Source organism: Meiothermus cerbereus (assembly GCF_051297115.1).
Classification (GTDB): domain Bacteria; phylum Deinococcota; class Deinococci; order Deinococcales; family Thermaceae; genus Meiothermus; species Meiothermus cerbereus_A.
Window position 1 is genome coordinate 41103 of sequence record NZ_JBEVAL010000006.1, and the last position, 22044, is coordinate 63146.

At 59.7% G+C, this 22044-nt stretch carries 24 protein-coding genes and 1 pseudogene; 18 read left to right on the plus strand and 7 right to left on the minus strand.

Annotation, left to right across the window (positions count from 1 at the left end):
* Nucleotides 1–9: 9 nt before the first annotated feature.
* A pseudogene (locus ABWU19_RS02410) lies at nt 10–198 on the minus strand (helix-turn-helix domain-containing protein); the annotation flags it as partial.
* A gap of 111 nt (nt 199–309) precedes the next feature.
* Here ABWU19_RS02410 and ABWU19_RS02415 point away from each other — a divergent pair.
* The 13 genes from ABWU19_RS02415 (at nt 310) to ABWU19_RS02475 (ending at nt 12359) form a co-directional block, all read left to right on the plus strand.
* Nucleotides 310–1281: a C4-dicarboxylate TRAP transporter substrate-binding protein gene (locus ABWU19_RS02415; protein ID WP_435900176.1), complete on the plus strand. Its 972-nt coding sequence runs from the start codon at nt 310–312 to the stop codon at nt 1279–1281.
* 27 nt (nt 1282–1308) lie between these two features.
* Nucleotides 1309–1770: a TRAP transporter small permease gene (locus tag ABWU19_RS02420; RefSeq protein ID WP_435900177.1), complete on the plus strand. Its 462-nt coding sequence runs from the start codon at nt 1309–1311 to the stop codon at nt 1768–1770.
* Complete coding sequence (locus ABWU19_RS02425; protein ID WP_435900178.1) at nt 1761–3035, plus strand: TRAP transporter large permease; 1275 nt, start codon at nt 1761–1763, stop codon at nt 3033–3035. Before ABWU19_RS02420 ends, ABWU19_RS02425 begins: the two co-directional genes overlap by 10 nt.
* Nucleotides 3036–3089: 54 nt before the next feature.
* Nucleotides 3090–3797, plus strand: a complete 708-nt coding sequence (locus ABWU19_RS02430; RefSeq protein ID WP_435900179.1) for an SDR family oxidoreductase — start codon at nt 3090–3092, stop codon at nt 3795–3797.
* On the plus strand, nt 3794–4834 hold the full coding sequence (locus ABWU19_RS02435; RefSeq protein ID WP_435900180.1) for an Ldh family oxidoreductase: 1041 nt from the start codon (nt 3794–3796) through the stop codon (nt 4832–4834). The genes ABWU19_RS02430 and ABWU19_RS02435 overlap by 4 nt, the downstream gene beginning before the upstream one ends.
* Nucleotides 4827–5765, plus strand: coding sequence for a sugar kinase (locus ABWU19_RS02440; protein WP_435900181.1), 939 nt, complete (start codon nt 4827–4829; stop codon nt 5763–5765). The genes ABWU19_RS02435 and ABWU19_RS02440 overlap by 8 nt, the downstream gene beginning before the upstream one ends.
* An 11-nt stretch (nt 5766–5776) precedes the next feature.
* Nucleotides 5777–6511 (plus strand): SDR family NAD(P)-dependent oxidoreductase, encoded by a 735-nt coding sequence (locus ABWU19_RS02445; RefSeq protein WP_435900182.1) that lies wholly within the window; start codon nt 5777–5779, stop codon nt 6509–6511.
* A gap of 202 nt (nt 6512–6713) precedes the next feature.
* Nucleotides 6714–7322, plus strand: a complete 609-nt coding sequence (locus ABWU19_RS02450; RefSeq protein ID WP_435900207.1) for a bifunctional 4-hydroxy-2-oxoglutarate aldolase/2-dehydro-3-deoxy-phosphogluconate aldolase — start codon at nt 6714–6716, stop codon at nt 7320–7322.
* A gap of 28 nt (nt 7323–7350) precedes the next feature.
* Nucleotides 7351–7926, plus strand: coding sequence for a LutC/YkgG family protein (locus tag ABWU19_RS02455; protein WP_435900183.1), 576 nt, complete (start codon nt 7351–7353; stop codon nt 7924–7926).
* A gap of 88 nt (nt 7927–8014) precedes the next feature.
* Entirely contained in the window at nt 8015–9436 is a 1422-nt protein-coding gene (locus ABWU19_RS02460; protein WP_435900184.1) for a sigma 54-interacting transcriptional regulator, read from the plus strand.
* 12 nt (nt 9437–9448) lie between these two features.
* Nucleotides 9449–10669 carry a vWA domain-containing protein gene (locus ABWU19_RS02465; RefSeq protein WP_435900185.1) on the plus strand — a complete coding sequence of 407 codons (1221 nt, stop codon included), beginning with the start codon at nt 9449–9451 and terminating at the stop codon, nt 10667–10669.
* A gap of 60 nt (nt 10670–10729) precedes the next feature.
* The gene (locus ABWU19_RS02470) at nt 10730–10975 is read left to right on the plus strand and encodes a hypothetical protein (RefSeq protein ID WP_435900186.1); all 246 of its coding nucleotides are present in this window, start codon (nt 10730–10732) and stop codon (nt 10973–10975) included.
* A 64-nt stretch (nt 10976–11039) separates the two neighbouring features.
* Complete coding sequence (locus tag ABWU19_RS02475; RefSeq protein WP_435900187.1) at nt 11040–12359, plus strand: hypothetical protein; 1320 nt, start codon at nt 11040–11042, stop codon at nt 12357–12359.
* Between the two features lie 42 nt (nt 12360–12401).
* Here the strand turns inward: ABWU19_RS02475 and ABWU19_RS02480 are convergent, their stop codons facing one another.
* The 5 genes from ABWU19_RS02480 to paaA all read right to left on the minus strand — a co-directional run bounded on the left by ABWU19_RS02480 (nt 12402) and on the right by paaA (nt 15979).
* Nucleotides 12402–12995, minus strand: a complete 594-nt coding sequence (locus tag ABWU19_RS02480) for a hypothetical protein (RefSeq protein ID WP_435900188.1) — start codon at nt 12993–12995, stop codon at nt 12402–12404.
* A gap of 106 nt (nt 12996–13101) precedes the next feature.
* Nucleotides 13102–13596, minus strand: a complete 495-nt coding sequence (paaD, locus tag ABWU19_RS02485; protein ID WP_435900189.1) for a 1,2-phenylacetyl-CoA epoxidase subunit PaaD — start codon at nt 13594–13596, stop codon at nt 13102–13104.
* Between the two features lies 1 nt (nt 13597).
* Nucleotides 13598–14356 (minus strand): 1,2-phenylacetyl-CoA epoxidase subunit PaaC, encoded by a 759-nt coding sequence (gene paaC / locus ABWU19_RS02490; protein ID WP_435900190.1) that lies wholly within the window; start codon nt 14354–14356, stop codon nt 13598–13600.
* A complete protein-coding gene (locus ABWU19_RS02495; protein ID WP_435900191.1) occupies nt 14340–14921 on the minus strand; it encodes a phenylacetic acid degradation protein in 582 nt (193 codons plus the stop codon). The genes paaC and ABWU19_RS02495 overlap by 17 nt, the downstream gene beginning before the upstream one ends.
* Nucleotides 14922–15013: 92 nt before the next feature.
* Nucleotides 15014–15979: a 1,2-phenylacetyl-CoA epoxidase subunit PaaA gene (gene paaA / locus ABWU19_RS02500; protein WP_435900192.1), complete on the minus strand. Its 966-nt coding sequence runs from the start codon at nt 15977–15979 to the stop codon at nt 15014–15016.
* Between the two features lie 103 nt (nt 15980–16082).
* Here paaA and ABWU19_RS02505 point away from each other — a divergent pair, with 103 nt between their 5' ends.
* The 5 genes from ABWU19_RS02505 (at nt 16083) to ABWU19_RS02525 (ending at nt 20097) form a co-directional block, all read left to right on the plus strand.
* Complete coding sequence (locus ABWU19_RS02505; protein WP_435900193.1) at nt 16083–16607, plus strand: Uma2 family endonuclease; 525 nt, start codon at nt 16083–16085, stop codon at nt 16605–16607.
* On the plus strand, nt 16585–17136 hold the full coding sequence (locus ABWU19_RS02510) for a DUF402 domain-containing protein (RefSeq protein ID WP_435900194.1): 552 nt from the start codon (nt 16585–16587) through the stop codon (nt 17134–17136). The genes ABWU19_RS02505 and ABWU19_RS02510 overlap by 23 nt, the downstream gene beginning before the upstream one ends.
* Nucleotides 17137–17186: 50 nt before the next feature.
* Nucleotides 17187–18338 (plus strand): pyridoxal phosphate-dependent aminotransferase, encoded by a 1152-nt coding sequence (locus ABWU19_RS02515; RefSeq protein ID WP_435900195.1) that lies wholly within the window; start codon nt 17187–17189, stop codon nt 18336–18338.
* Between the two features lie 368 nt (nt 18339–18706).
* Nucleotides 18707–18949 (plus strand): hypothetical protein, encoded by a 243-nt coding sequence (locus tag ABWU19_RS02520; protein WP_435900196.1) that lies wholly within the window; start codon nt 18707–18709, stop codon nt 18947–18949.
* Between the two features lie 101 nt (nt 18950–19050).
* The gene (locus ABWU19_RS02525; RefSeq protein ID WP_435900197.1) at nt 19051–20097 is read left to right on the plus strand and encodes a hypothetical protein; all 1047 of its coding nucleotides are present in this window, start codon (nt 19051–19053) and stop codon (nt 20095–20097) included.
* Nucleotides 20098–20154: 57 nt separating this feature from the next.
* Here ABWU19_RS02525 and ABWU19_RS02530 read toward each other — a convergent pair whose 3' ends face one another.
* Nucleotides 20155–21993 (minus strand): hypothetical protein, encoded by a 1839-nt coding sequence (locus ABWU19_RS02530; RefSeq protein ID WP_435900198.1) that lies wholly within the window; start codon nt 21991–21993, stop codon nt 20155–20157.
* Nucleotides 21994–22044 lie beyond the last annotated feature (51 nt).

Sequence of the window (22044 nt, forward strand, 5' to 3'; positions counted from 1 at the left end):
CTCATGACGCAGGTAACCTGCGCTAACCAGAGCGCTCAAAATGCGATGCGCAGTGCTTTTGTGTAATGCCAGCGCGCTTGCCAGGCCCTCGAGGTCATGGACTCCCTCAGCCACTTTTTCCAGTAAAGAAAGCCCCCGAAAAAGCGTTTGCGCTCCACCAACTCCTTTTTTTGTCAGGTCTGCTGTTTTTTTGGGCATAAGTTAGCAACCGGTCTCATTATATGAGATTTCTAGCTGAACTATGTAGTACTGTTGACAGTATATGAGACTAAATGTTATATATTGAGACCAAAGAGAAAGGAGGAACAAATGTTTAGGTTGGCAGTTTGGTGTGGGCTTTTGCTTTTGGGTGTTGCGCTGGGGGCGCCTACGTACGTGCTGCGCTACAACCACGTGCTGGGCCCTAGTCATCCCTACCATGCAGGTTTGCAGCAGTGGGCTCAGCGGGTTTCTGAGCGCACCAAAGGAGACCTGCAAATTCTGGTTTTTCATAGTGCCCAACTGGGTGTGGAAGAAGATATTATCGAGCAACTCCGCCAGGGCGTTCCGGTTGGCCAGAATACCGATGGAGCCCGCATGGGTAACTATGTGCGCGAACTAGGGGTGTTTAATGGCCCTTACTTCGTTGATAACTACCAGATGGTAGAGCGCCTGATTAGCCTGCCGGTAATTCAGACCTGGGTGGACCGGCTGGCCAGCCAGTACGGAATTCGCGTGCTGTGCTTTAACTGGGTGCAGGGTTACCGTCACTTTATGACCAATAAGCCCATTCGTACCCCTCAGGACTTACATGGGCTGCGGATCCGCACCCCGCCTGCTCCTGTATGGCAGGAATCAGTACGAGCTTTAGGCGCTACGCCAGTGGCCCTGCCCTTCGGGGAGATTTATAGTGCCCTTCAGCAGCGGGCTATAGACGGGGTGGAGCTAGTTTATGCCAACATCCCGGATATGAGCCTGTGGGAAGTTGTGCGTAACGTGAACGAGACCAAGCACTTCCTTCTCATCAACTTTCAGGTGGTGGGTGAGGCCTGGTACCGTCGGTTGCCCATGAACTATCGCCAGATTCTGACCGAGGAGTGCCGCCGGACGGGTCGGGAGGTCTCCCGCCAGATCGAGGAAAACGAGGCCCGGATAAAACAGGAGATCCAGCGACGTGGGATGACCATCGTGAGCGATGTGGATCTAAACGCCTTCCGGCAGGCGGGGCTGTCAGCTTACCAGAGGCTGGGGCTTTTGGATGTGCGGCGGTTAATTTACAGCCAACTGGGATTGGGGCGTTAGTACATGGGTTCTCGCTGGAGTCAGCGCTTGTTAAGGCTAGAGGAAGGGTTAGCCCAGGGCTTTTTAGCTCTTACGGTGCTGGTGGTTTTTCTGGGAGGGGTGGCCCGTTTCCTGGGGCGGCCATTGGACTGGTCAATGGAGCTGGCCACTTTTGCCTTTGCCTGGTGTGTTTTTCTGAGCGCGGATGTGGCGCTCAGGCATGATCGGCACCTAGCAGTGGAATTGCTGCTCAAATTCATGCCCCCCAGGCTGCAGCAAGGGGTGAGGTTATTCACCCTGATTTTGATGGCTTTATTCTTGACCACCCTGTTTTTTTACAGCTTGCAGATGGCCTACCTTACCCGCTTTCGGGCTTTTCAGGGTATTCCTGGGTTTAGCTACACTTGGATTACCCTCAGCGTGAGCACGGGTAGCTTTCTGCTTCTGCTGACTACTTTGGGTCGCATACGCCGCACTTTTTTAGCTCTAAAAGGGGACGTATGCTCCTGAGTTTGTTGGTCTTTTTGCTGCTGCTCCTCTTGGGTATGCCGGTGGTCTTTGCGATAGCTATAGGGGGCATGGTCTTCTTTTTTCAGCAACCCAGCCTGCCCCTGACCATGCCCGCCCAGCTTTTGCTCTCCGAGACACAAAACTTTTCCCTTCTGGCTATCCCGGCTTTTATCCTGGCGGGCAATCTGATGAACGAACTGGGGGTTACGAGGCGGTTGATACTTTTTGCTCGCGCCCTTACCGGCCACCTCCGGGGAGGCTTGGCCCAGGTGAGCGTGGTTTTAAGCCTGCTCATGGGGGGGGTTTCGGGCTCGGCCATTGCCGACGCTACCATGCAGGCCCGCATTCTGGGGCCGGAGATGGTGAAAAGGGGCTATACGGCAGCCTTTGTGGCCGCGCTTCAGGGATTTACAGGCCTGATCGTAGTGGCTATTCCCCCCAGTATCGGCCTGATTCTGTATGGCAGCATCGGTCAAGTCTCTATTGGCCAGCTTTTCGCTGGAGGAATTGGGATAGGGGTGTTGCTGGCCCTGGTTTACATGGTGGTCGTGGCCCTGCTGGCCAGGGTGCGAGGTTATCTGCCAGAACTGCCGCAGCGGCCAACCCTGCAGGAAACGTTGCCAGCTTTATGGGGCGGTCTTTGGGCGGTACTGTTCCCGATTTTGCTTTTGCTCGCCTTGCGCACGGGGGTTTTTGTGCCATCAGAAGTAGGGGCCGCTGCGGTGGTTTATGCCTTGCTGGTGGGAGCGATATATCGGGAGCTGAGCTGGGAACGGGTAGCGCGGGCCTTCAAAAACTCGATTTCGGATATTGGGATGGTGGCTTTTCTTATTGCCGCTTCGGCTTTGCTGGGCTATGGAATGAAATGGGAGATGATCCCCCAATCGCTATCTCAGTTTTTGGTTGGAATGGTGGAAGATCCCCATGTAGCCCTGGCAATTATTCTGCTGGGTCTTTTATTGTTGGGTACTATTCTTGACTCCACAGTGATGATTATTCTTCTGACCCCTATTCTGGTGCCAGCGGCTAAGGCTTTAGGGCTGGATCTGGTGCACTTTGGGGTGTTGATGGTGATGACCAGCGCCCTAGGGCTGCTGACCCCACCGGTAGGGCTTTCCATGTACTCGGTTTGCTCGGTTATGCGATGCTCTGTGGAGGCGTATATACAAGAAGGATGGCCTTTTTTTGTCGTAGTGCTGGGGGTTCTCCTTCTGGCGTATTTTTTCCCGAGCATTGTAACCTTCCTACCCAGGCTACTCTTTTAAACTTGCCGACCAATACCGATAACAATCAACGAACCGGTTGTGCAGGAGAAGAAAATGGGCAAATTGAGTGGTAAAAAGGCCTTGGTAATTGCAGCAGGACAGGGTATTGGGCGAGCTATTGCCAAGGCCTTTCAAAAAGAGGGTGCGGAGGTGCTGGCTGCTACTTTGCATCCAGAGAAACTCCGGGCAGTTTGTCCCGCAGTGGCCTTGGATGCACGAGATAAAGTGGCTGTCTTCCATCTGATAGGGGGTTTAGAACGCCTGGACTGCCTGGTAAATGCTCAGGGACTTGTGCCCGTGGGCGGTTTGCTGGAAGCCTCTGACCAGGATTGGGAAGAGGCCTTCTTACTCAACGCCCAGAGCATTTTTTGGTCGATGCAGGCGGCCGTACCTAAGATGCAGGCTCAGGGTGATGGGTGTGTGATTAATATTGCCTCGGTGGCAGCCTTTAAAGCCGTACCGGAACGTTTTGTGTATTCGACCACTAAGGCGGCAGTGGTCGCGATGTCACGTGCTGCTGCGCTGGAACTCGCGCCTTATGGGGTGCGAGTAAACGCCATCTGCCCAGGCACCGTGGAGACTCCCTCGTTGCGTGAGCGAGCAGGAGGGGAGGATGGACTTGCAGCTTTTGCTGCTCGACAACCCTTGGGTCGCCTGGGTCAGCCTGAGGAGATTGCGGGGCTAGCCGTCTACCTGGCTTCGGATGAGGGCAGGTTTGCCACGGGGGGAGCCTTTGTGGTGGATGGAGGGATGAGCCTATGATTTTTCCTGCCGAGCGACTTCGCCACTGGACTGAAGCGCTGCTTGAAGCCGCTGGGGTGGACGCACCCTCGGCGCAAGCTACCGCTGAGGTTTTGCTGGATGCCGATCTAAAAGGCGTAGCCAGCCACGGTCTGGTGCGCTTGCCAATTTATGTACGCCGCGTTGAGGCCGGTTTGGCTAACCCTAGACCGGAACTTAGGCTGCTACGGACTCACGGAGCGGTGCAACTATTGGACGGAGATCTTGGTTTGGGGCCTCGAGTGGGGGTTTTTGCAGCGAAACAGGCTTTTTCCTTGGCCCAGATTTATGGGGTGGGGGTCGTGGGGGTACAGCGAAGCACTCATTTTGGCATGGCCGGTTTTTATGCCGAACAAATGGCAAAAGAAGGCTGTCTGGGCCTAGTCTTCAGCAACGTGGAGCCCGATGTGGTGCCATATGGAGGCCGAAAGGCGGCGCTGGGTACCAACCCTTTAGCCTTTGCAGCTCCCGCACCCCAGGGCCTGCTGGTGGCGGATCTGGCTACCTCCCAGACTGCAATGGGAAAGGTGTTTTTGGCTCGAGCTCGCGCCGAATCTATTCCACCTGATTGGGCAGTAGACGAGCAAGGGCATCCAACCCAGGATCCCCACCGGGTCAAGGCGCTTCTTCCGCTGGGAGGGGCTAAGGGGTATGCCTTGTCACTTATGGTTGAGATCTTGGCAGGGGTTTTGACTGGAGCAGGGATTACCCACGGGGTAGGCCGGATGTATGACCAATGGGAGAGGCCCCAGAATGTTGGTCATCTTTTCTTGGCCATAAATCCAGATCACTTTCTAACCCGCTCAGCTTTTTTGGAGCGAATGGACTGGCTTTGGATGGAAATCAAGGCTACCGACCCGGCTCCTGGTTTTGACCAGGTGTTTCTTCCAGGTGAGCGAGAACAGTCGCTCAGGGCCTTGCGGCTTAGGGAGGGGGTACCGTTGGAAGCGAGCACTGTGCACGCATTGATGGATCTGGGATGGCGCTACGGGAAGCCTTTGGAGGTGCCTAATGCCTGAGGTGATAACCGTAGGTGAGGCTATGGCGCTTTTTCTTTCGCCGAGAACGGGCTATCTTCGCCACCAGCCGTATCTTGAGCTGCACGTTGGAGGAGCAGAAGCCAACCTGGCGATTGCCCTGGCCCGGCTTGGCATCGACGTAAGTTTTGTTGGATGGCTGGGCCGAGACGAAGTGGGGGAGTTTGTTTTGTCTAGGCTTCGTGCAGAGGGTGTCGAGGTGGGGGAAGTACGCCATGTAGATGCGCCCACCGGTTTGTATATCCGCGAGCGCCTGCCCGGTGGGCGGGGGAGGGTATACTACTGGCGTCATGGATCAGCAGCTTCTTTGATGGGGCCGGGTGCATTTGATCCGACCTGCTTTGATGGGGCCCGCCTTTTTCATCTCACCGGGATTACCCCAGCCCTTTCCCCCACGGCCCGAGCCTGTGCTACCTGGGCTTTACAAGAGGCCAGAAGCCGTGGTGTGAGGACTAGCCTGGACGTCAACTACCGGGCCAAGCTTTGGGACATAAAGGAGGCTCGAGCCTGGTTTGAAGAGGTGTTGCCCCTGATAGACTATTTGTTCTTAAGCGAGGAAGATGCCCGGTTGTGGGAGTATAAGGGGGATGATCTGCTAAAACAACTTGTGGCCACAGGACCACAGGAAGTGGTTCTAAAGCGGGGTTCGGCAGGAGCTATGGCAATGGTCAATGGATTATTAGTTGAATCACCGGCTTTTGTGGTAGAGGAGGTAGACCCAGTCGGGGCAGGAGACGCCTTTACCGCAGGCTATCTGGCAGGACTTCTCTGGGGAAAACCCCCTTTGGAGAGGCTCAAGCTTGGCAACGCTATGGGGGCCATGGTGGTTTCGGTGCTCGGGGATTATGAAGGTACTCCAACTCACGGAGATTTGATGGGCTTTTTGCACTGTCAGCCTTTGGTAGAACGCTAGTGGGGCAGGCAATGGAGCGGGTAGCACTGATTACTGGAGGGAGCCGAGGTATCGGAAATGCCCTGGCCGAGGCGCTATTGCACAAAGGTTTTCGGGTAGGGATTGTTAGCCGAAACCCCGAAAACGCTGTGGAGGCTTTTAGGGCGGAGGGGTTGCCGGCTTTTGGTGTGCCCCTTGATCTCGAGCGCGACCCGCCACAACAGGCAATTGAGCAAGTACTGGCTCAGGCTGGAGGGGTTCATGTTTTGATTCATGCAGCTGGAATCAATGTACGCAAACCTTCCCTGGAAATGTCTTTTGAGGAGTGGAGAAGGGTTTTATACCTGCATCTCGATGTAGCCTTTCTTTTAGCCCAGGCGGCTGCCCCTCATATGATTGAGGCGGGCTGGGGGCGGATTCTTTTCATTGGTTCGGTGACTACTTTTTCGGGTGGGGGCCCGATACCCATTTCAGCTTACGCTACCGCTAAAACTGGGTTGTTAGGGCTTACTCGGGTTCTGGCCAAAGAGTGGGGTGCTCGAGGCATCAGGGTCAACCTGCTCTGCCCAGGGTATGTACAAACAGACTTTACGGCGGCTGTTTGGAGCAACCCTGCCCTATATAACCCCATCACGGCTCGCATTCCTTTGGGCCGCTGGGCTTTACCAGAGGACATTGCCCGGGTGGGGTGCTTTCTTTGTTCGGATGAGTCCGACTACCTGACCGGTCAGGCAGTGGTGGTGGATGGGGGGTTTCTGGCTTACTGAATTGGCCCGAAACCTTCTGCCAAGTTCGGGTAGAGTCGGGGTGAGATTGCAGGTTTGTGATTGTATTTTTGGCTTATGTTTTGGGTGGGGATTTCCGTGGAAATGGTGGTGGATTTAGAGGTATAAACACTCAAAACACCCCGCGCAGCAAGAACTTTGCGAAGGTGGTAACGGTATGCATACCGAAGAGTTTGTAAAGTTAATGCGGGAAGCCAAGGTGGTTGGAATCCTGCGGGCCTCGAGGCCAGAGGCAGCGGTTGCTGCTGGGCAAGCAGCTATAAGAGGCGGGCTTAGGCTGCTCGAGGTTGCCTATACCACCCCCGATGCGCTGGAAGCAGTGCGTGAGTTAAGTCGGCTGACTGTGGTTTTGGGTGTAGGAACGGTATTAAGCCGAGCTCAGGGGGAAGCGGCGCTCGAGGCAGGCGCAAGTTTTTTAATCAGCCCCCACCTGGGCGAGGATTTGCTGGCCCTGAGCCTTGAAGCGGGTGTACCTTATCTGCCAGGGGTACTGACGCCAACTGAGATACAGCGTGCCCTCAGCCTGGGTGCGCAAGTGCTCAAGCTGTTCCCCATTGGTTCTTCTGGGGGGGTGGCTTACCTTAAGGACCTGTTAGGGCCTTTTCCGGGGCTGCAAGTGATGGTGACGGGAGGAGTCGATCTTGCACAAGTGCCCCAGTATCTTCAGGTGGGTGCTCTAGCGGTCGGACTAGGCTCCAACCTCTTCCCCAAAGAAGCAATGCAGACAGGGGACTGGAGTAGCATTGAAGCAGCAACCCGAGTTGTTTTGGCCATGGCAAGGATGGCAGTATAACAATAGGTGACTGGCTTATACTTTGTGCATGCGCGACCGCATCCTGGCCCGTATAAGGCGGAGCCTCGAGCACCGCCCTCAGCCCGCACTGCCTGAGCCTTTGGTGCTGCCCGCACTGCCGCGGGCGGAGGCTTTGGATATTTTCAGTGAGCGCCTGATGGGCAATGGGGGAGAGGTGGTGCGGCTAGAGCAGCTCGAGGCCGCCCAGGAATGGCTGGCTCGCTTTGCCCAGACCTTTGCCGGGGTAGCGGTGGGCCGCACCGTTCCGTCGGAGCTGCACCCCAGGCTGCCTGTTCTGCCCCCCGAAGAAGCCCCCCTGGGCATCTCCTGGGCCCTTGGCGCGGTGGCCGAGACCGGCACGGTCATCCTGAGCAGCCAGGAAGGCCGCCGTACCCAGCTTCTGCCCCCATCGCACCTGGTGTTTGTGCCCGCGAGCAAGGTCTACGCAAGTCTTGAGGAGGCCCTGGGTGCGCTAAAAGCCGAGCTGCCTTCGGCCCTGGGGCTGCACTCCGGCCCCAGCAAGTCTGCCGACATCGGCCAGATTATGGTCAAAGGGGTGCATGGGCCTGGGCGGCTGGTGGTGGCCCTGCTGCTAGACGAGTAAAGGCCGGAAAAGTCTGGCGACAGATGGGCATTCTGCAATACCAATCTGATTTACACAGTCTTGGGGCCAGCCGGTCTAGACTTGAGCCATGACCAAGGCCCGAACCCTCGGAGAACTCAAGCGCACCTACCCCCTGGAGATGCTCCGCCGTAGCGTAAAGGACGAGGCGCGGGAAAACTTGATTGCCAAACTTCGTGCAGGTGAGCGGCTATTTCCTGGTATTCAAAGCTACGACGACTCGGTCATTCCCAACCTGGTCAATGCCATCCTGGCCCGACACAATTTCATTCTGCTGGGCTTGCGCGGTCAGGCCAAAAGCCGCATCCTGCGCCAGCTTACCGAACTTCTGGACGACGAGATACCCGCCCTGCCCACCGAGATTCGCGACAACCCCCTCTTCCCGCTTTCGGCAGAGGCCAAACGCCTGCTGGAAGAAGCCGGCGACGATGCCCCCATCGTCTGGATTCCCCGCTCCGAGCGGTATGTAGAGAAGCTGGCCACCCCCGACACCACCGTGGCGGATATTTTGGGCGACATTGACCCCATCAAAGCGGCCAAGCGGGGCACCGGGCTGGCCGACCTGGAAGCCGTGCACTACGGCCTTTTGCCCCGTGCCAACCGGGGAATCTTTGGCATCAACGAGGTGGCCGATCTGGCCCCCAAGGTACAGGTGGCCCTCTTCAACATCCTGCAGGAGGGCGATGTGCAGATTCGGGGCTACCCGGTGCGGCTGATGCTGGACGTGTGGATTGCCTTCACCGCCAACCCCCAGGACTACACCGCCCGGGGCAAGATCGTTACGCCGCTCAAAGACCGCATCGGCTCGGAAATCCGCACCCACTACCCCCGCACCCTCGAGGAGGGCCTTTCCATTACCCTTCAGGAAGCCTGGGTGGCTCGAGAGGAAGGCATGTACATACCCGCTTACGTGGCCGAGGCCTCGGAAGCGGTGGCTTTTGTGGCCCGCGAGGACAAGCGGGTGGACAAGACCTCGGGGGTCTCGCAGCGCCTCTCGATCAGCCTGCTCGAGCTGGTGGCTTCCAACGCCGAACGCCGTGCGTTGCTCCTGGGGGAGCGCCCGGTGGCCCGACCACTAGACCTTTACGCGGCCCTGCCGGCCATTACCGGCAAAATCGAGCTGGAGTACGAAGGCGAACTTCAGGGGGCCGAACGGGTGGCCCGCGACCTGTTACAAAAAGCCTTTGGTATGGCTTATGGGGAGCGGGCCCGCGGCCTGCAGGTGGACGAAATTGTGCAGTACTTCGCCGATGGCAACCTGCTCACCCTGCCCGAGGGTAGCTCTAAGGCAGTGCTGAAGGAAATGGAAAAGGTGCCGGGGCTGATTGCTGCTGCCAAAAAGCTGGAATCCCAAACCGCTCCCGAAGCCCTGGTGGCGGCGGGGGAGTTTATCCTGGAAGGCCTGGCAGGCCGCCGCAAGATTGCCCGGGGCGAGGAGAGCTACAGCGCCCCCATCGAGCGGGAGCGCGAACGCTGGGGAAGCGGCAACTGATCGGGAGCAAGTATGCGTGTCCGGTACTCCAAATACGAACCCGGCTTCGACGACCTTACCGGCGCCGACCTGATGGACATGATCCAGGACTTCCTGATGGACTCGGGCTTTTCTGACCCCTATAACCGTTACCAGCCCGACCCCAACCGCGGCCCCACCGCCGAAGACCTGATGGACGCGCTGCTGCAAGCCCTGCTAGAGCAAGACCGCATTCCCGAGGAGTGGCTGCAAGAGGCCCGCAATGCCCAGAATTTTCAGGAAACCCGGCTGGGCCAGGAGCTGCAGCGCCTGATGCAACGCCTGCAGGACGAGGGCTTCATCCGACTGCCCGGCAACGACCCCACCAACCCCCAGGGCCAGGGCATGCGGGGCGAGGCCCAGGACACCCGCCTCGAGCTCACCAACAAATCGGTGGACTTTTTGGGGCTCAAAAGCCTGCGTACCTTGCTGGGTTCGCTGGGCAAGAACGCCCCTGGCGCGCATCTCACACGGCACTTTGCTTCGGGCGTGGAGTCGAGCGGCGAGACCAAGCCCTACGAGTTTGGTGACCAACCCAACCTCAACATCGGTGAGACGCTCAAGCAGGTGGTGATGAAGGGGCTGGAAAATATCGAGGAGCGCGACCTGACCATCGAGCTATCCGAGTACACCGCCGCCATGAACACGGTGCTGCTGCTGGACTGCTCACACTCCATGATTCTCTACGGCGAAGACCGCTTCACCCCTGCCAAGCGTGTGGCTTTGGGCCTGGCCCACCTGATCCGCACCCAGTACCCCGGCGACCAGGTGCGCTTTGGCGTCTTCCACGATACCGCCGAGGAAGTGCCACTGGGCAGGCTCCCCACCGTGCAGGTGGGGCCCTACCACACCAACACCGCCGAGGGCCTCAAGCTGGCCCGCAAGATGCTCAGGAAGATGAGCGGTGAGATGAAGCAGATCATCATGATTACCGACGGCAAGCCCTCGGCGCTCACCCTGCCTTCGGGCCAGATTTACAAGAATGCCTGGGGCCTCGATCCGGTCATCCTGGCCGAGACCCTCAAAGAGGCCACCCTGGCCCGCAAGGAAGGTATTCCCATCCACACCTTTATGCTGGCCCGCGAACCCGAGCTGCTGGCTTTTGTCAAAAAACTTACCCAGATCACCAGGGGCAAGGCCTACCTCACCACCCCCGGCAACATTGGGCGGTATGTGCTGATGGACTTTTTGAACCGCAAGGTCAGCCGGAACTGAGCGACAGCAGATTTGCTCTAACTCATCCTTTGCCTTCCGTTTCCGACTAGACTACTTCTTGTGAAAACAGCCCGTGACTGGGGGATTGCGGCCTACCTGGCCCTCCTCATCGAGCGCGTTTCCCAGGCCGTGCAGTTGCGGCCCCGGCCCGCCTTTAACCCGGCCCAGCTTCGCCGCTTTGAAGGGATAAGGCGTGAGCTTTCGCTCGAGGTGGTCTACTACCCTGCCCAAAGCCTGGGGGGTTATGTGTTCATTCCCAAAGACACCTACTTCCAGCAAGCAGAAGAGGTTTTGGAGCAACTCTAGCGGGTTGGGCCATAAGGTGCACTGCACCCTATAACTTTGCGGCGGTATGGCCTACCCTGGCGGTATGCACCGTGTGTGGGCTATCAGGCGGGCTTGGCGGGTGCGGTTATTGCTGGCCGCAGGGCTGGCCCTTTTGCTGCTGCCTTTGGCCCTGCTGGTACACCCGGCCTGGGTTCTGGCCTCTTTGCTGGGATTGCTGTACCCCACACGCTGGGAAGAGCCGCGTGCGCTGGCTGAGCTTGACCGACGCTATGGCCTGGCCTACCGCAGTGCGCTGGAAGCCCCGCTTCATCATCCCTGGCGGAGCCAGCTACAAGCAGAAGCGGAAGCCAGCCTGCGCGAGGCGCGCCCGCCAAACTGGCCCTGGGTGCTGGCACTGGCATACCTGGCCCTGGTAGGCATGGCCTGGGTTTTGCCCCCGCTGGGCTGGCCATCGGCAGCGCCGCCGGTGGTTGCCGGCAGTCCTTCTGGCCCAGGCGATGCCCTGCCGCAAAACGGGGGTTCTGCCTCGAGCCCACCCCCACCCAACCCCGGCCCGCAAACTGAGCGAGGCCCAGAGGAAGCCCCCCCTGCGGAAAAGGAGCGCGTGCAAGGGGCAGCAGATCAGAATCAGACCCAGAATCCCGCCGCTCAGGACGCAGCCCGCACCGAGCAACCCGGTCAAAGCTCGCAGGATCGCGAGCAGCCCGCACCCAACACCGTGCAATCGCCGCAAAATACCCCCACGGGCCAACCCCAACCCAACCAGACCGGGCAAGAGACCAACCCCGCGGAGCAGAGCCCGCCCACATCCCAACCCGGCCAGGCGCAGCCCCAGCAACCTGGACAGGCACAGCCACAACAACCTGGACAAGCGCAGCCACAACAACCCGGACAAGCGCAGCCTGCCCAACCTGGACAAGCCCAGCCGCCTCAGACGGGCCCGCTGGGGGAGCAGGCGCCCCCCGCACCTGGGCCGCGGGCTTCAGAGACTGCCCCTCAACCTGGACAAACCCAGCCCGCCCAGCCTGGACAGGCGCAGCCCCAGCAACCGGGTCAAGCGCAGCCACAACAACCCGGCCAAGCGCAGCCCCAGCAACCTGGGCCGCAGACGGGTCAGGGGCAGGCTTCGGGCCAGAGCCAGCCTCGAGGTGAGCGGGGGAGCGGCCAGGTAGCCAATCCTCCCTTGCGCCCTCCGACCAACGCACAGCGCCCGGCAGGAGAGGCCCCCCTTGGCCGGGGGGAAAACCGGCAGGGAAGACCCCAGCCCCTGCCCAGCCCCTGGCCCTCGGGCCAGCCCCCGCAAAACGTGCAGCGCCAGGCCGAGAAGTACCTCGAGTCCGAGCCCCTGCCCCCCGAGGTGCGCGACCTTTTGCGGCGCTACTTCGAGTTGCCACCGCCATAAAAAAACCCGCTCCGGAACGAGCGGGTTTTCTCTAGCAGGATGTTAGAAGCGCAGGACGCCCTGACCGCCGCCCCAGGTGATGGTCATGGCGCAGCCGGCTAGGTCGGGGGTGCTGGTGGTGTTGACAGTGGCATTCAACGTAGCCGTGTTCTGTCCACCGTTTTGGATGATGGGTAGAATCTGACCCACGTTGAGGTTGAGGGTACCGTTGGTCAGGTTGCCTACAGTGACCTGGCTCCCGCTAGTGGTGATCGTGAATTGTACGTTGCTGGCAGAAGCTGTGCTACTGCGTTGGGCACCTCCGGTTCCTCCGTTGTCGGAGACGGTTAGGGTAGCGCTCATGGTGACATTGATGGGCGAGGGGATGGTGGCTGGGCAGCCTGCGCCAAAGCTTACGCTCGAGATAGCTAGGTTATATGAAAAGCTGCTTGGGTTGGCGGGAAGGTTTAGGTTGGTGAGGTCGTCGAAGGTAGCGGTTACGCTGGCTGTACCGGTGGCAGCCGCACTGGGGCCGAGGTTGAAGGTGGTCTGTGTGCCATTGAGTTGGAAGGGGTTATCAATGGGCGGGCTGCTAATGAGTCCACAGCCCACAAAAGCCAGAGCCAAAACACTGCCGAGTAGTGCTAAACGTTTCATAAATTCCTCCTGCTCGCTTTTTGAAGCAATGAAATTGTACACCCATACCAGAGGGGTACTCAGTTACATTTGACCTTGCAGGGGCGTTACATAACGGCCTTGCGGCCTACACGGTCTTAAAGCTTTCGAAAGGCTCCTGGCAATTATTGCAGACGTAAATGGCCTTGCACAAGGTAGGGCCAAAGGTGTTCTTCACCGATGTGTTAAGAGAGCCGCAACGGGGGCAGGGGGTGGGGGAGGGCTCGAGCTCTATCAAAAAGCCCTGTTCGCTGCTGGGCTTGGGGGGTGCAATGCCGTACTGGCGCAGGCGTTCCTTGGCTTCGGGGGTAATCCAGTCGGTGCTCCAGGGCGGTGAGAGCACGGTCTGCACCTCGACTTCCTGGAAGCCCAGCGAGCGGGCGGTTTGTTCTAGTTGTGCTCGGATCAGGTGCAGGGCCGGGCAGCCCGAGAAGGTGGGGGTCATGGTGATGACGGCTTTGCGGCCCTCGATCACCACGTCCCGCACGATGCCCATCTCGACCACGTTGATTACCGGAATCTCGGGGTCGGGAATCTGGGCTAAAGCCTTCCAGACTTGCTCGGTACCGGGTAGGGTGGTCATGTTACCAAACCTTGGCTTCGGCATCCCAGCGGGCGGTGGACTGCATCTCGGCCAGGATGCTCCACAGGTGCTCGGTGTGGTAGGTGCGGGAGGTGGGCTGGTAGCCGGGGTTGATGGGCAGCTTCAGGCCAGCGTTTTGCAGGTGGCGGGTGCTGTGCTCGAGCCAGCCTTCTTTTACCAGGGCCAGGTCGGGCACGATGCCCTCGGCCACCAGCAGCTCTTCGCCGGGGATGGGCACAAAAAGCTGCTGGGCATAGCCCCACTGCATATCCAGGGCCTGCTGCAAGCGCCGGTTGGATTCTTCGGTGCCCTGGCCCAGCCGCTCCACCCAGGCGTGGGTGTGCTGGAGGTGGAAGCGTTCCTCGCGGATGATCTTTTGCGCGGCGTCGGCTAAGGGTTGATAGCTGCTGTGCCGGGCGGCCTCGAGCCAAAGCGCTTCGTACAGGTCGAAGAGGTACTGCCGCAGCATGGTGAAGGCCCAGTCGCCTTTGGGCAACTCGACCAGCGCACAGCTACGGTACTCGTAGGCATCGCGGAAAAAGGCCAGCCGGTCGGGGTCGGAGCCGTCGAGCTGCTGGCGCAGGCCAAACCACAAGGTGGCGTGGCCCAGCTCGTCCTGCACGATGTTGGCCAGGGCAATATCCTCTTCCAGAATGGGCCCGTGGCCGGTCCATTCGCTGTTGCGGTGGGCCAGAATTACCTCATCATCGGCCAGGGCGGTCAGTTTGGCGATCAGGGCCTCTTTAGCAGCACTCGTCATCTTCCACCCCCCGCCCCAGCTTGTGCTTGCTGATATGCGAGCCCACTGTGGCGTAGAACTGTTGCTGTTTGTAGGTTTTGTCTTTGGCTGGGGCAAACCAGCTTTCTACGGTGTCCGGGCTGGGGTCGGTCTGGTAAACCTTGTCGGCGGGCACAACCCACCAGGCCAATGCTTCTGCGTCGGTAAAAGTAGTCTGGGCCTGCGCCAGGGCCTCTTCGGGTGTGCGGGCCTCCACCTCGCCCACATGGTCTACAAAGGTCATGGAGCGCTTGTGGCTGGTTTTGCGGAAAACCAGATATTTGCGCGGCGAGGAAGGAGGGTTATAGGCCCTGTCGCGCTCTACTTGCGGGAGCTGGCTTTGGGCAATTTCTTCTTTGGTCCAGGCGTAGATGTCTTCTGCCCGCGCCACCCACATGCTCACGGCCTGGGGCCGCCGGGCAAAGATGTTGCGGGCGGTCAGCAGGGCGTGTTCGGGGTCAGCGGCGTGTACCGAACCCACCGCCTGGTGGGGCTTATTGGGGGTGTCCTGCTTGAAGACTTCCCAACGGGGCCATTGTGTGTCCATAAAACCTCAAATGCGGGAAAAGTGGAAAGAGAAAAGAGAAACCCAAGCTATTAACTTTGCTTTCCCCTTTCCACCTTTCTCTTTCCTCGTTGTTAGACGGCCACGGCCGTCTGCCGTGTGGCGTATGCTTCCAGGGCCTCACGAACCCAAGCTCCTTCGGCATGCGCCCGCCGGCGGGCCTCCAGGCGCTCTTTGTTCATGGGCCCGTTGCCCTTCACAACTTCCCAGAACTCGTCCCAGTTGATGGGGCCGTGCAGCCAGTTGCCCGTGGCCTCGTCGTAGCGCAGGTCGGGGTCGGGGAGGGTGAGGCCTGCCTCCAGGATTTCGGGCGCGTGCTCGTTGATGAACTCCTGGCGTACCTGGTCGTTGGTCTTGGTCTTGATGCCCCAGCGCACCAAAACTTCGGTGTTGGGGCTGTCTTTGTCGTGGGGGCCCATCATCATCAGGGCGGGCCACCACCAGCGGTTGATGGCGTCCTGGGCCATCTGGCGCTGCTTGGGGGTGCCTTTGGCGTACAGCAGCACCATCTCCTTGCCCTGTTTGTGGTGGAAGGTTTCCTCGGCGCAGATGCGCACCATGGCCCGGCTGTAGGGGCCGTAGGAGCACTGGGCCAGCATGGTCTGGTTTTTGATGGCCGCTCCGTCTACCAGCCAGCCGATGGTGCCGATGTCGGCCCAGGTCAGGGCGGGGTAGTTGAAGATGGAGGAGTACTTGGCCTTGCCCGACAGAAGGGCCTCGAGCATGGTCTCGCGGCTGATGCCCAGGGTCTCGGCGGCATGGTAGAGGTACTGGCCGTGCCCGGCCTCGTCCTGCACCTTGGCTACCAGAATCATCTTGCGCTTGAGGGTGGGGGCGCGGGTAATCCAGGCCCCCTCCGGCAGCATCCCCACCACCTCGGAGTGGGCGTGCTGCGAAATCATGCGGATGAGCTGGCGGCGGTACTCTTCGGGCATCCAGTCGCCGGGCTCGATCTTTTCGCCCCGCTCGATGCGGGCTTCAAACTCGGCCAGACGCTCGTTGTAATCGGGGTCGCTGGGTACACCGTACTTTACTGGCATCTCTCCTCCCACTTACCAAACTAACGCTTGTTAGTTTTTGTCAGTTTAGCTCGAGTTCCTCCAAATTTCAAAGTGGCCCGACCCAGCTTGCTATACTAAAGCCATGGTGAAGCACCGTTTCACCGTCGAGGACTACCACAAAGCCTACGCCGCCGGGGCCTTGGGGCAGGGCCGGGTGGAGCTTTTGAATGGTGAGGTCTATCACATGTCGCCGATGGGTTATCGTCATCGCTATTTCGTCACGGCACTCACCGAGATGCTGGTCAAAACCTTTTCCGAACGTGCCGTGGTGATGCCGCAGTGCTCACTGATTGTTGCGCCCGACTCCGAGCCCGAGCCCGACCTGATGCTCTTGAAACCGCCCCTCTCTACCTACAAAGATCGTGACCCCAATCCCCAGGACGTGCTACTGGTGATCGAGGTAAGCGACACAACCCTGGCCCAAGACCGTAGCCTGAAGGTGCCGTTGTACGCCCAGGCGGGAATCCCGGAGGTATGGCTTGTGAACCTGCTGGAAGAGAAGCTGGAAGTCTACCGCGCCCCAGACTACCAGCCCATCTACTTCGATAAGGGCACACTGGTTGCGCCGCTGGCGTTTGGGGAGGATGGGCTCGAGTGGTGGGTGTAGGAGTTATGTGAACTACCAGACAGGCCAGACCCTGCGCGTCGAGTTCTGGAAGTATCCTGCCGATAAGCTGCACTACTGGTGGGAGGCCCGGGTGTGCGAGATTCGCCCGGAGGCAGTGCTGGTTCATATGCCCCTGGGTTTTGAATTTCATCATGTCAGCAAGAACCGGGTGCTGCGGGTAGACCACCAGGCCTATGCGGCTTTTTTTGTGGGGCGCTGGTACTCGGGCGGGCCAGATCTGGATGCGGACGGCAAGGTGCTGGAATACTACTGGAACATCCAGACCCCACCCCGCTTTGAGCCAGATCGCATCTGGCAGTACGACCTGGAAATTGATGTGAAGTGTAGGGCCGACCACCGCTGCCAGACCTTCGACCTCGAGGAGTTCGCCGCCAAAGCCCCGCTCTATCCTGCCGAATGGGTGGAGCAAGCCAGCCGGGCAGTGCAGCAGGTGGAGCGGCACATGCGCCTAAGAGCGTGGCCGGTTTTGCCGCCGGGACAGGGCAGAGCCTGGCTCGAGCGGCTCTAGCCCGTTGCAGGTCTTGACCCCCGACCCTCAACCCCAGACAATCTACAAATATGCGAGGCCTGTCCAAGCGCGTCAAAACCATGAAGCCCTCCTCCACGGTAGCGGTGAATGCCAAAGCCCTCGAGCTGCGTCGTCAGGGGGTAGACCTGATCGCCATGACGGCAGGCGAGCCCGACTTCGATACCCCCCAGTTCGTCAAGGACGCGGCAGCCCGGGCTATGGCGGCAGGCAAAACCAAGTACGCCCCGCCGGCAGGCATTCCCGAACTGCGCGAAGCCATCAGCGCCAAGTTCAAACGTGAAAACGGCCTCGAGATTCCCCCCGACCAGACCGTGGTGACGGTAGGCGGTAAGCAGGCCTTATTCAATCTCTTCCAGGCCATCCTCGACCCCGGCGACGAGGTGATTGTGATTGGCCCCTACTGGGTCAGCTACCCCGAGATGGCCCGCTTTGCCGAGGGGGTGCCGGTGGAGGTCAACACCGGCCCCGAGTCGGGCTTTATCCCCGACCCACAGGAGGTCGAGCGCAAGATTACCCCCCGCACCAAGGCCATTGTGCTTAACTCGCCCGGCAACCCCACCGGGGCGGTTTATCCTAAGGAAGTGCTGGCTTCCATTGCCGAACTGGCCAACAAGTACGACCTCTATATCGTCTCTGACGAAATTTACGAGCACCTGATCTACGAGGGCGAGCACTTCTCGCCGGCCCATGTGGCCCCCGACCGCACCATCACCATCAACGGTGCGGCCAAAGCCTATGCCATGACCGGCTGGCGCATTGGCTACGCCGGAGGCCCCAAGGATGTGATCAAGGGCATTATCGACGTCTCCAGCCAGTCCACCACCAGCCCCGATACCATCGCCCAGTGGGCCATGGTGGAAGCCCTTAATAATGTGGAGGAAGCGCAAAAGTTTATTTCCATGGCCCGCGAAGCCTACCGGGCGCGGCGCAGCATTATTGTGGACGGCTTGAACGCGCTGGGGCTGCCTACCCCCAGGGTCAACGGGGCTTTTTACGTGCTTTCCGACGTCTCCAAAATTGACCCCGACGAGAACCAGGCTGCCCTCAAACTGCTCAACGAGGCCCGGGTAGCCGTGGTGCCCGGAACCGATTTTGCCGCGCCCCACCACGTGCGCTTCAGCTATGCCACCAGCGAGGCCAATATCCGCCAGGCCCTGGAACGCATCGCCTCGATTCTCTAGAGCGCTCTTCACAAATATTGAACTACCCACAACTTGATTGCTTTGTCCTGCACAGCACAGTGGCCTCCCGGATGGGAGGCCACGTCTGTGAAGAGCGCGATAGAAGCGATTGCACGCTGCCAGGCCAGAGGCTGGCGGCTGCTGATTCTGCTTGCACGGCGCCCTGGTTTATGTGGGTTGAGCAGGAAGTAAAGTTGACTGCACAGGCCCTAAAAACCCAAACTTGCCGAATATTAAGACCAGAAAGCCTTTCGTAACGCTTGTGTAACGCCTTGCCGTTTATCATCGGCCCACGGTGTGAGCCAGCTCCACCGAATTGCGCCCCGGTGCTTTGTGCGCAGAAGTACACTGGGAGAAACGGAGGGGGTATGTCCCAGAAAACCCTGCAAGCGCTGATCGAACAGCACACCCCTAGCCTGATGGCCCTACCCAATGTGGTGGGGGTGGGGCGTGGGGAAGAGCAGGGCCGCGAGGTGGTGGTGGTGCTGGTAAGTCGCAAGCTGCCACTAGAGGCTTTGCAGCCCCACGAGCGGGTGCCCAGGAACCTCGAGGGGGTACCGGTGCGGGTGCGCGAGGTAGGTGCGGTTGAGGCTCAAAAAAACCACAAGTAGGGTTTTCTGATAGGTGCAGTGTCGAGACCATCGGTTTTAGGACACCTCTTTTTGCATTACATCGAATTGAGGGGAGTATTACCCAACCGCAGGGGGTAGGTATGCCTATAAATGAAGCCAAAGCCATGCTTTCGGCCAGTGCCCAGGCCGAGGCCGAAAAGGCCAAACAGGCTACGCAGGACGACTTTCTGACACCCGAGGCCATGCGCGCCAATGTGCGTGGAATGGGTGTGGGGGTCAAGTGGAAGAACGGCGAGCCGACCGGTGAGCCGGCCCTGGTGGTGCTGGTCAGCCAGAAGCTGGAACGCAACCAGCTCAGCCGGGCCGACCTGATTCCGGCCAAGCTGGGGGATATGCAGACCGACGTGCTGGCCATTGGGGAGGTTTTTGCCGGGAATGCCGGGGAGCCTGGGGTGCAGACCCTCACCAGAAGGGTCAGGCCTGCCGAGGGGGGCTACAGTGTGGGCCACTTTAGAATTACTGCTGGCACAATTGCCACGGCGGTCTACGACTTTTTGCCGGGGGCTACCGTGAGCCCTCCGGCCCATGGTCTGGGTATTCCGCCCCGCTTTTACATCCTCAGCAACAACCACGTTTTGGCCAACTCCAACGACGCCAGCCTTGGCGACCCCATCCTGCAACCGGGGGTCTTTGATGGGGGTACCCTGCCGGCAGACCTCATTGCCCGGCTGAGCCGCTTTGTTCCCATCACCTTTGAACCTCCGGTGCCAAGGTCTAACCACCGCAACCTGGTGGATGCCGCCATAGCCGAGGGGCAGTTCCACGACCTCGACCGGGAGATTTACTGGAACGGCTATGTGCAGGGCTGGCAGCCCCGCTCCAAGACCCTGGTGGGTCAGCGGGTCAAGAAAACCGGCCGCACCACCAACATGACCACGGGACGCATTACGGTGCTGGGGGCTACGATAGACGTTAACTTTGGCGCTGGGCGAGTTGCACGGTTCATTGACCAGATTGTGACCACCAACATCTCGGCGCCGGGGGATTCGGGCTCGCTGGTGCTGAGCGAGCGGGGCAATTTGGCCCTTGGGCTGCTGTTTGCCGGTTCTTCGGTGGCCACCATCGTTAACCACTTCGAGCACGTGCGCTCGCTGCTGCGTATAGAAGTGGCCGAAGGCATTGGTTGATACTCGAAAAACCCTGGGGAGTGCGTCTGGCGCTCCCCTTTGGCATAAGTCTCTGCCCTACTTTCGTGCAATCCAGCTACGAAAGACACTGCCGCCATCTTCAGCCTGGCCGCTCAGGGCCAGCCCCACCCGGCGGATGTGCAGTCGGTCGGCACCTGGGTAGATATCGCGAAAGGCCCGGTACAACACAGGTTCGTCGTCGAGGTAGGCTTGAAACTGTTCGCCGTCGCAGACCACCCGGAGCCGCACGGGCACACCGTGGTAGAGCCGATCGGGCACACGGGTCCACACCTTGCTGTAGGGGTCTTCATAGCCAGCAAAGCGCAGCATGCCCACCACGGCACGCTCGGTGTGGTCGAGGGAGAGGGCCACCACCAGATGATGCTGGGTGTCCTGCCAGAAACAGACCCCGGCCCGGCTTTGCTGCCCGTACGGAAGAATCTCGCTTTCCAGGTCGGCAAAGTCGGGGTGATCCCAGGGGATGGTGTACAGGGTGCGCTCGGTTCCTGCTGCTTCGATGGCGAGGCCACCCTCGGCAGGCACCAGAGCCCCCGAACCTAAAGTGGGCTCCCACGAGACCAGCAAACTTTCGGTAGGCTCGTTCAGGTGGGGAGCAAAAGCTATCTGTTGTCCCCTAGCTTGCCAGGCCTGGCCCAGCTCCAGGGTAGCTGGCAACATTATTTCGCGTGGGTGCACCTCGAGGTCGGCGGCCTGGCCTACCAACCCAACACCGGTTTCGCTGCCTAGGCGAGGCTCGAGCAGGGGATATTCGGAGAAAAGGGCTCGACCATCCAGGCTGATGTTGAGGGCCTGCCCATCGTCGAGCACCTGCACCCAGTGGGGTTGCTGGTTGGCCCCGGCGTGGCGCTCGCTGGCCAGCACATACTGCCCTGCACCAAACCGCAAGCACAGCCGGACTTCCCGGGGGGTTAGCTGAAGCGCCAGGTAATGCCCAGGGTCGCGGTAACGCCAGATCAGGCTGGCAGGCGCCGTGAGCCGCACATGGAACAGCCCGCCCGGCTCTTCGGGATGCAACAGCATACCCGGGCCGTTTAGCTGCCATACCCCGCCCAGAGCGGCCTTGCGTCCGAGCTGCGGCTGTGGATCCACAACCAGGGCTGTACCATGCCCCTGCCACTGGGGGATAACCGCCACCCGTACCCCGTAGATGCGGGTGTCTGCCTGGTGCCCATTCTCGCCCAGGATGGACTGGTGAACCCCAGCATATAAAGCCTCAGCGCCGAGGTCGTAGGGGTCTATGGCAACGGGTCGCACCCTGGGCAGCGCCGGTAAGTGCCGGCTACCCTCGAGCGAACCCGCGTAAAAGGCCACCCCCTTTTCGCGCAGCACCGTGAGGAAGTAGATGGGGTTGTTCGGAATGTCCAGCAACAAATGGTGCAGACCCTGTACCTTGGCTGCGCATAGCCTACCGTTGGCGCTGCGATGCCCTTGCATTACAAAAGCCTGACCGGCCTCGAGGGGATTGGAGGGTGCGGGGTGATCAAACCAGCCCACGGCCAGATTTTCTCGCAGTGGAGTGGGCGAAAAGTGCGCCTTGAATGGGAGTTTTATTGCAGGCTTGGCGTTGTGCTGCCGCAAGGGGCTGGGGCTTTCGCTTAGGGTTTGCGAATTGTTGTGCCCATTGAGCATGAAGACCCCAAAGGCCAGACCTGCTTTGTGAGCAAAAGGCCCGTAGGCAATTCCCTGGCGACCCCAGCCTGGGGTATCCAGCGGCGCAAAGCGCACCCCTCCTGCCTCGACCGAGATTTTGGCCTCTGCGTCTACCCCCAGGCGTATAACGCCACAATCGCTGGTACTACCAACCACCTCGCCGTACAACACTTCCTGTGTAAAGCGATCGAGAATTTCGTTGAGGGAGGGCTGGAGGCTTTTCATCGAACGGCCCGGTGGCTTTTCAACTTTATGTAACCACGCATAACGCCAACG

Excerpts from the sequence above, each read along its gene's own strand:
- ABWU19_RS02445 (WP_435900182.1), top strand. The coding sequence starts at position 5,777 with ATGGAGCGGGTAGCACTGATTACTGGAGGGAGCCGAGGTATCGGAAAT.
- ABWU19_RS02440 (WP_435900181.1), top strand. The coding sequence starts at position 4,827 with ATGCCTGAGGTGATAACCGTAGGTGAGGCTATGGCGCTTTTTCTTTCG.
- ABWU19_RS02480 (WP_435900188.1), bottom strand. The coding sequence starts at position 12,995 with ATGAAACGTTTAGCACTACTCGGCAGTGTTTTGGCTCTGGCTTTTGTG.
- ABWU19_RS02425 (WP_435900178.1), top strand. The coding sequence starts at position 1,761 with ATGCTCCTGAGTTTGTTGGTCTTTTTGCTGCTGCTCCTCTTGGGTATG.
- paaD (WP_435900189.1), bottom strand. The coding sequence starts at position 13,596 with ATGACCACCCTACCCGGTACCGAGCAAGTCTGGAAGGCTTTAGCCCAG.
- ABWU19_RS02475 (WP_435900187.1), top strand. The coding sequence starts at position 11,040 with ATGCACCGTGTGTGGGCTATCAGGCGGGCTTGGCGGGTGCGGTTATTG.
- paaA (WP_435900192.1), bottom strand. The coding sequence starts at position 15,979 with ATGCCAGTAAAGTACGGTGTACCCAGCGACCCCGATTACAACGAGCGT.
- ABWU19_RS02455 (WP_435900183.1), top strand. The coding sequence starts at position 7,351 with ATGCGCGACCGCATCCTGGCCCGTATAAGGCGGAGCCTCGAGCACCGC.
- paaC (WP_435900190.1), bottom strand. The coding sequence starts at position 14,356 with ATGACGAGTGCTGCTAAAGAGGCCCTGATCGCCAAACTGACCGCCCTG.
- ABWU19_RS02530 (WP_435900198.1), bottom strand. The coding sequence starts at position 21,993 with ATGAAAAGCCTCCAGCCCTCCCTCAACGAAATTCTCGATCGCTTTACA.
- ABWU19_RS02495 (WP_435900191.1), bottom strand. The coding sequence starts at position 14,921 with ATGGACACACAATGGCCCCGTTGGGAAGTCTTCAAGCAGGACACCCCC.
- ABWU19_RS02460 (WP_435900184.1), top strand. The coding sequence starts at position 8,015 with ATGACCAAGGCCCGAACCCTCGGAGAACTCAAGCGCACCTACCCCCTG.
- ABWU19_RS02450 (WP_435900207.1), top strand. The coding sequence starts at position 6,714 with ATGCGGGAAGCCAAGGTGGTTGGAATCCTGCGGGCCTCGAGGCCAGAG.
- ABWU19_RS02515 (WP_435900195.1), top strand. The coding sequence starts at position 17,187 with ATGCGAGGCCTGTCCAAGCGCGTCAAAACCATGAAGCCCTCCTCCACG.
- ABWU19_RS02505 (WP_435900193.1), top strand. The coding sequence starts at position 16,083 with ATGGTGAAGCACCGTTTCACCGTCGAGGACTACCACAAAGCCTACGCC.
- ABWU19_RS02510 (WP_435900194.1), top strand. The coding sequence starts at position 16,585 with ATGGGCTCGAGTGGTGGGTGTAGGAGTTATGTGAACTACCAGACAGGC.
- ABWU19_RS02435 (WP_435900180.1), top strand. The coding sequence starts at position 3,794 with ATGATTTTTCCTGCCGAGCGACTTCGCCACTGGACTGAAGCGCTGCTT.
- ABWU19_RS02525 (WP_435900197.1), top strand. The coding sequence starts at position 19,051 with ATGCCTATAAATGAAGCCAAAGCCATGCTTTCGGCCAGTGCCCAGGCC.
- ABWU19_RS02430 (WP_435900179.1), top strand. The coding sequence starts at position 3,090 with ATGGGCAAATTGAGTGGTAAAAAGGCCTTGGTAATTGCAGCAGGACAG.
- ABWU19_RS02465 (WP_435900185.1), top strand. The coding sequence starts at position 9,449 with ATGCGTGTCCGGTACTCCAAATACGAACCCGGCTTCGACGACCTTACC.
- ABWU19_RS02415 (WP_435900176.1), top strand. The coding sequence starts at position 310 with ATGTTTAGGTTGGCAGTTTGGTGTGGGCTTTTGCTTTTGGGTGTTGCG.
- ABWU19_RS02520 (WP_435900196.1), top strand. The coding sequence starts at position 18,707 with ATGTCCCAGAAAACCCTGCAAGCGCTGATCGAACAGCACACCCCTAGC.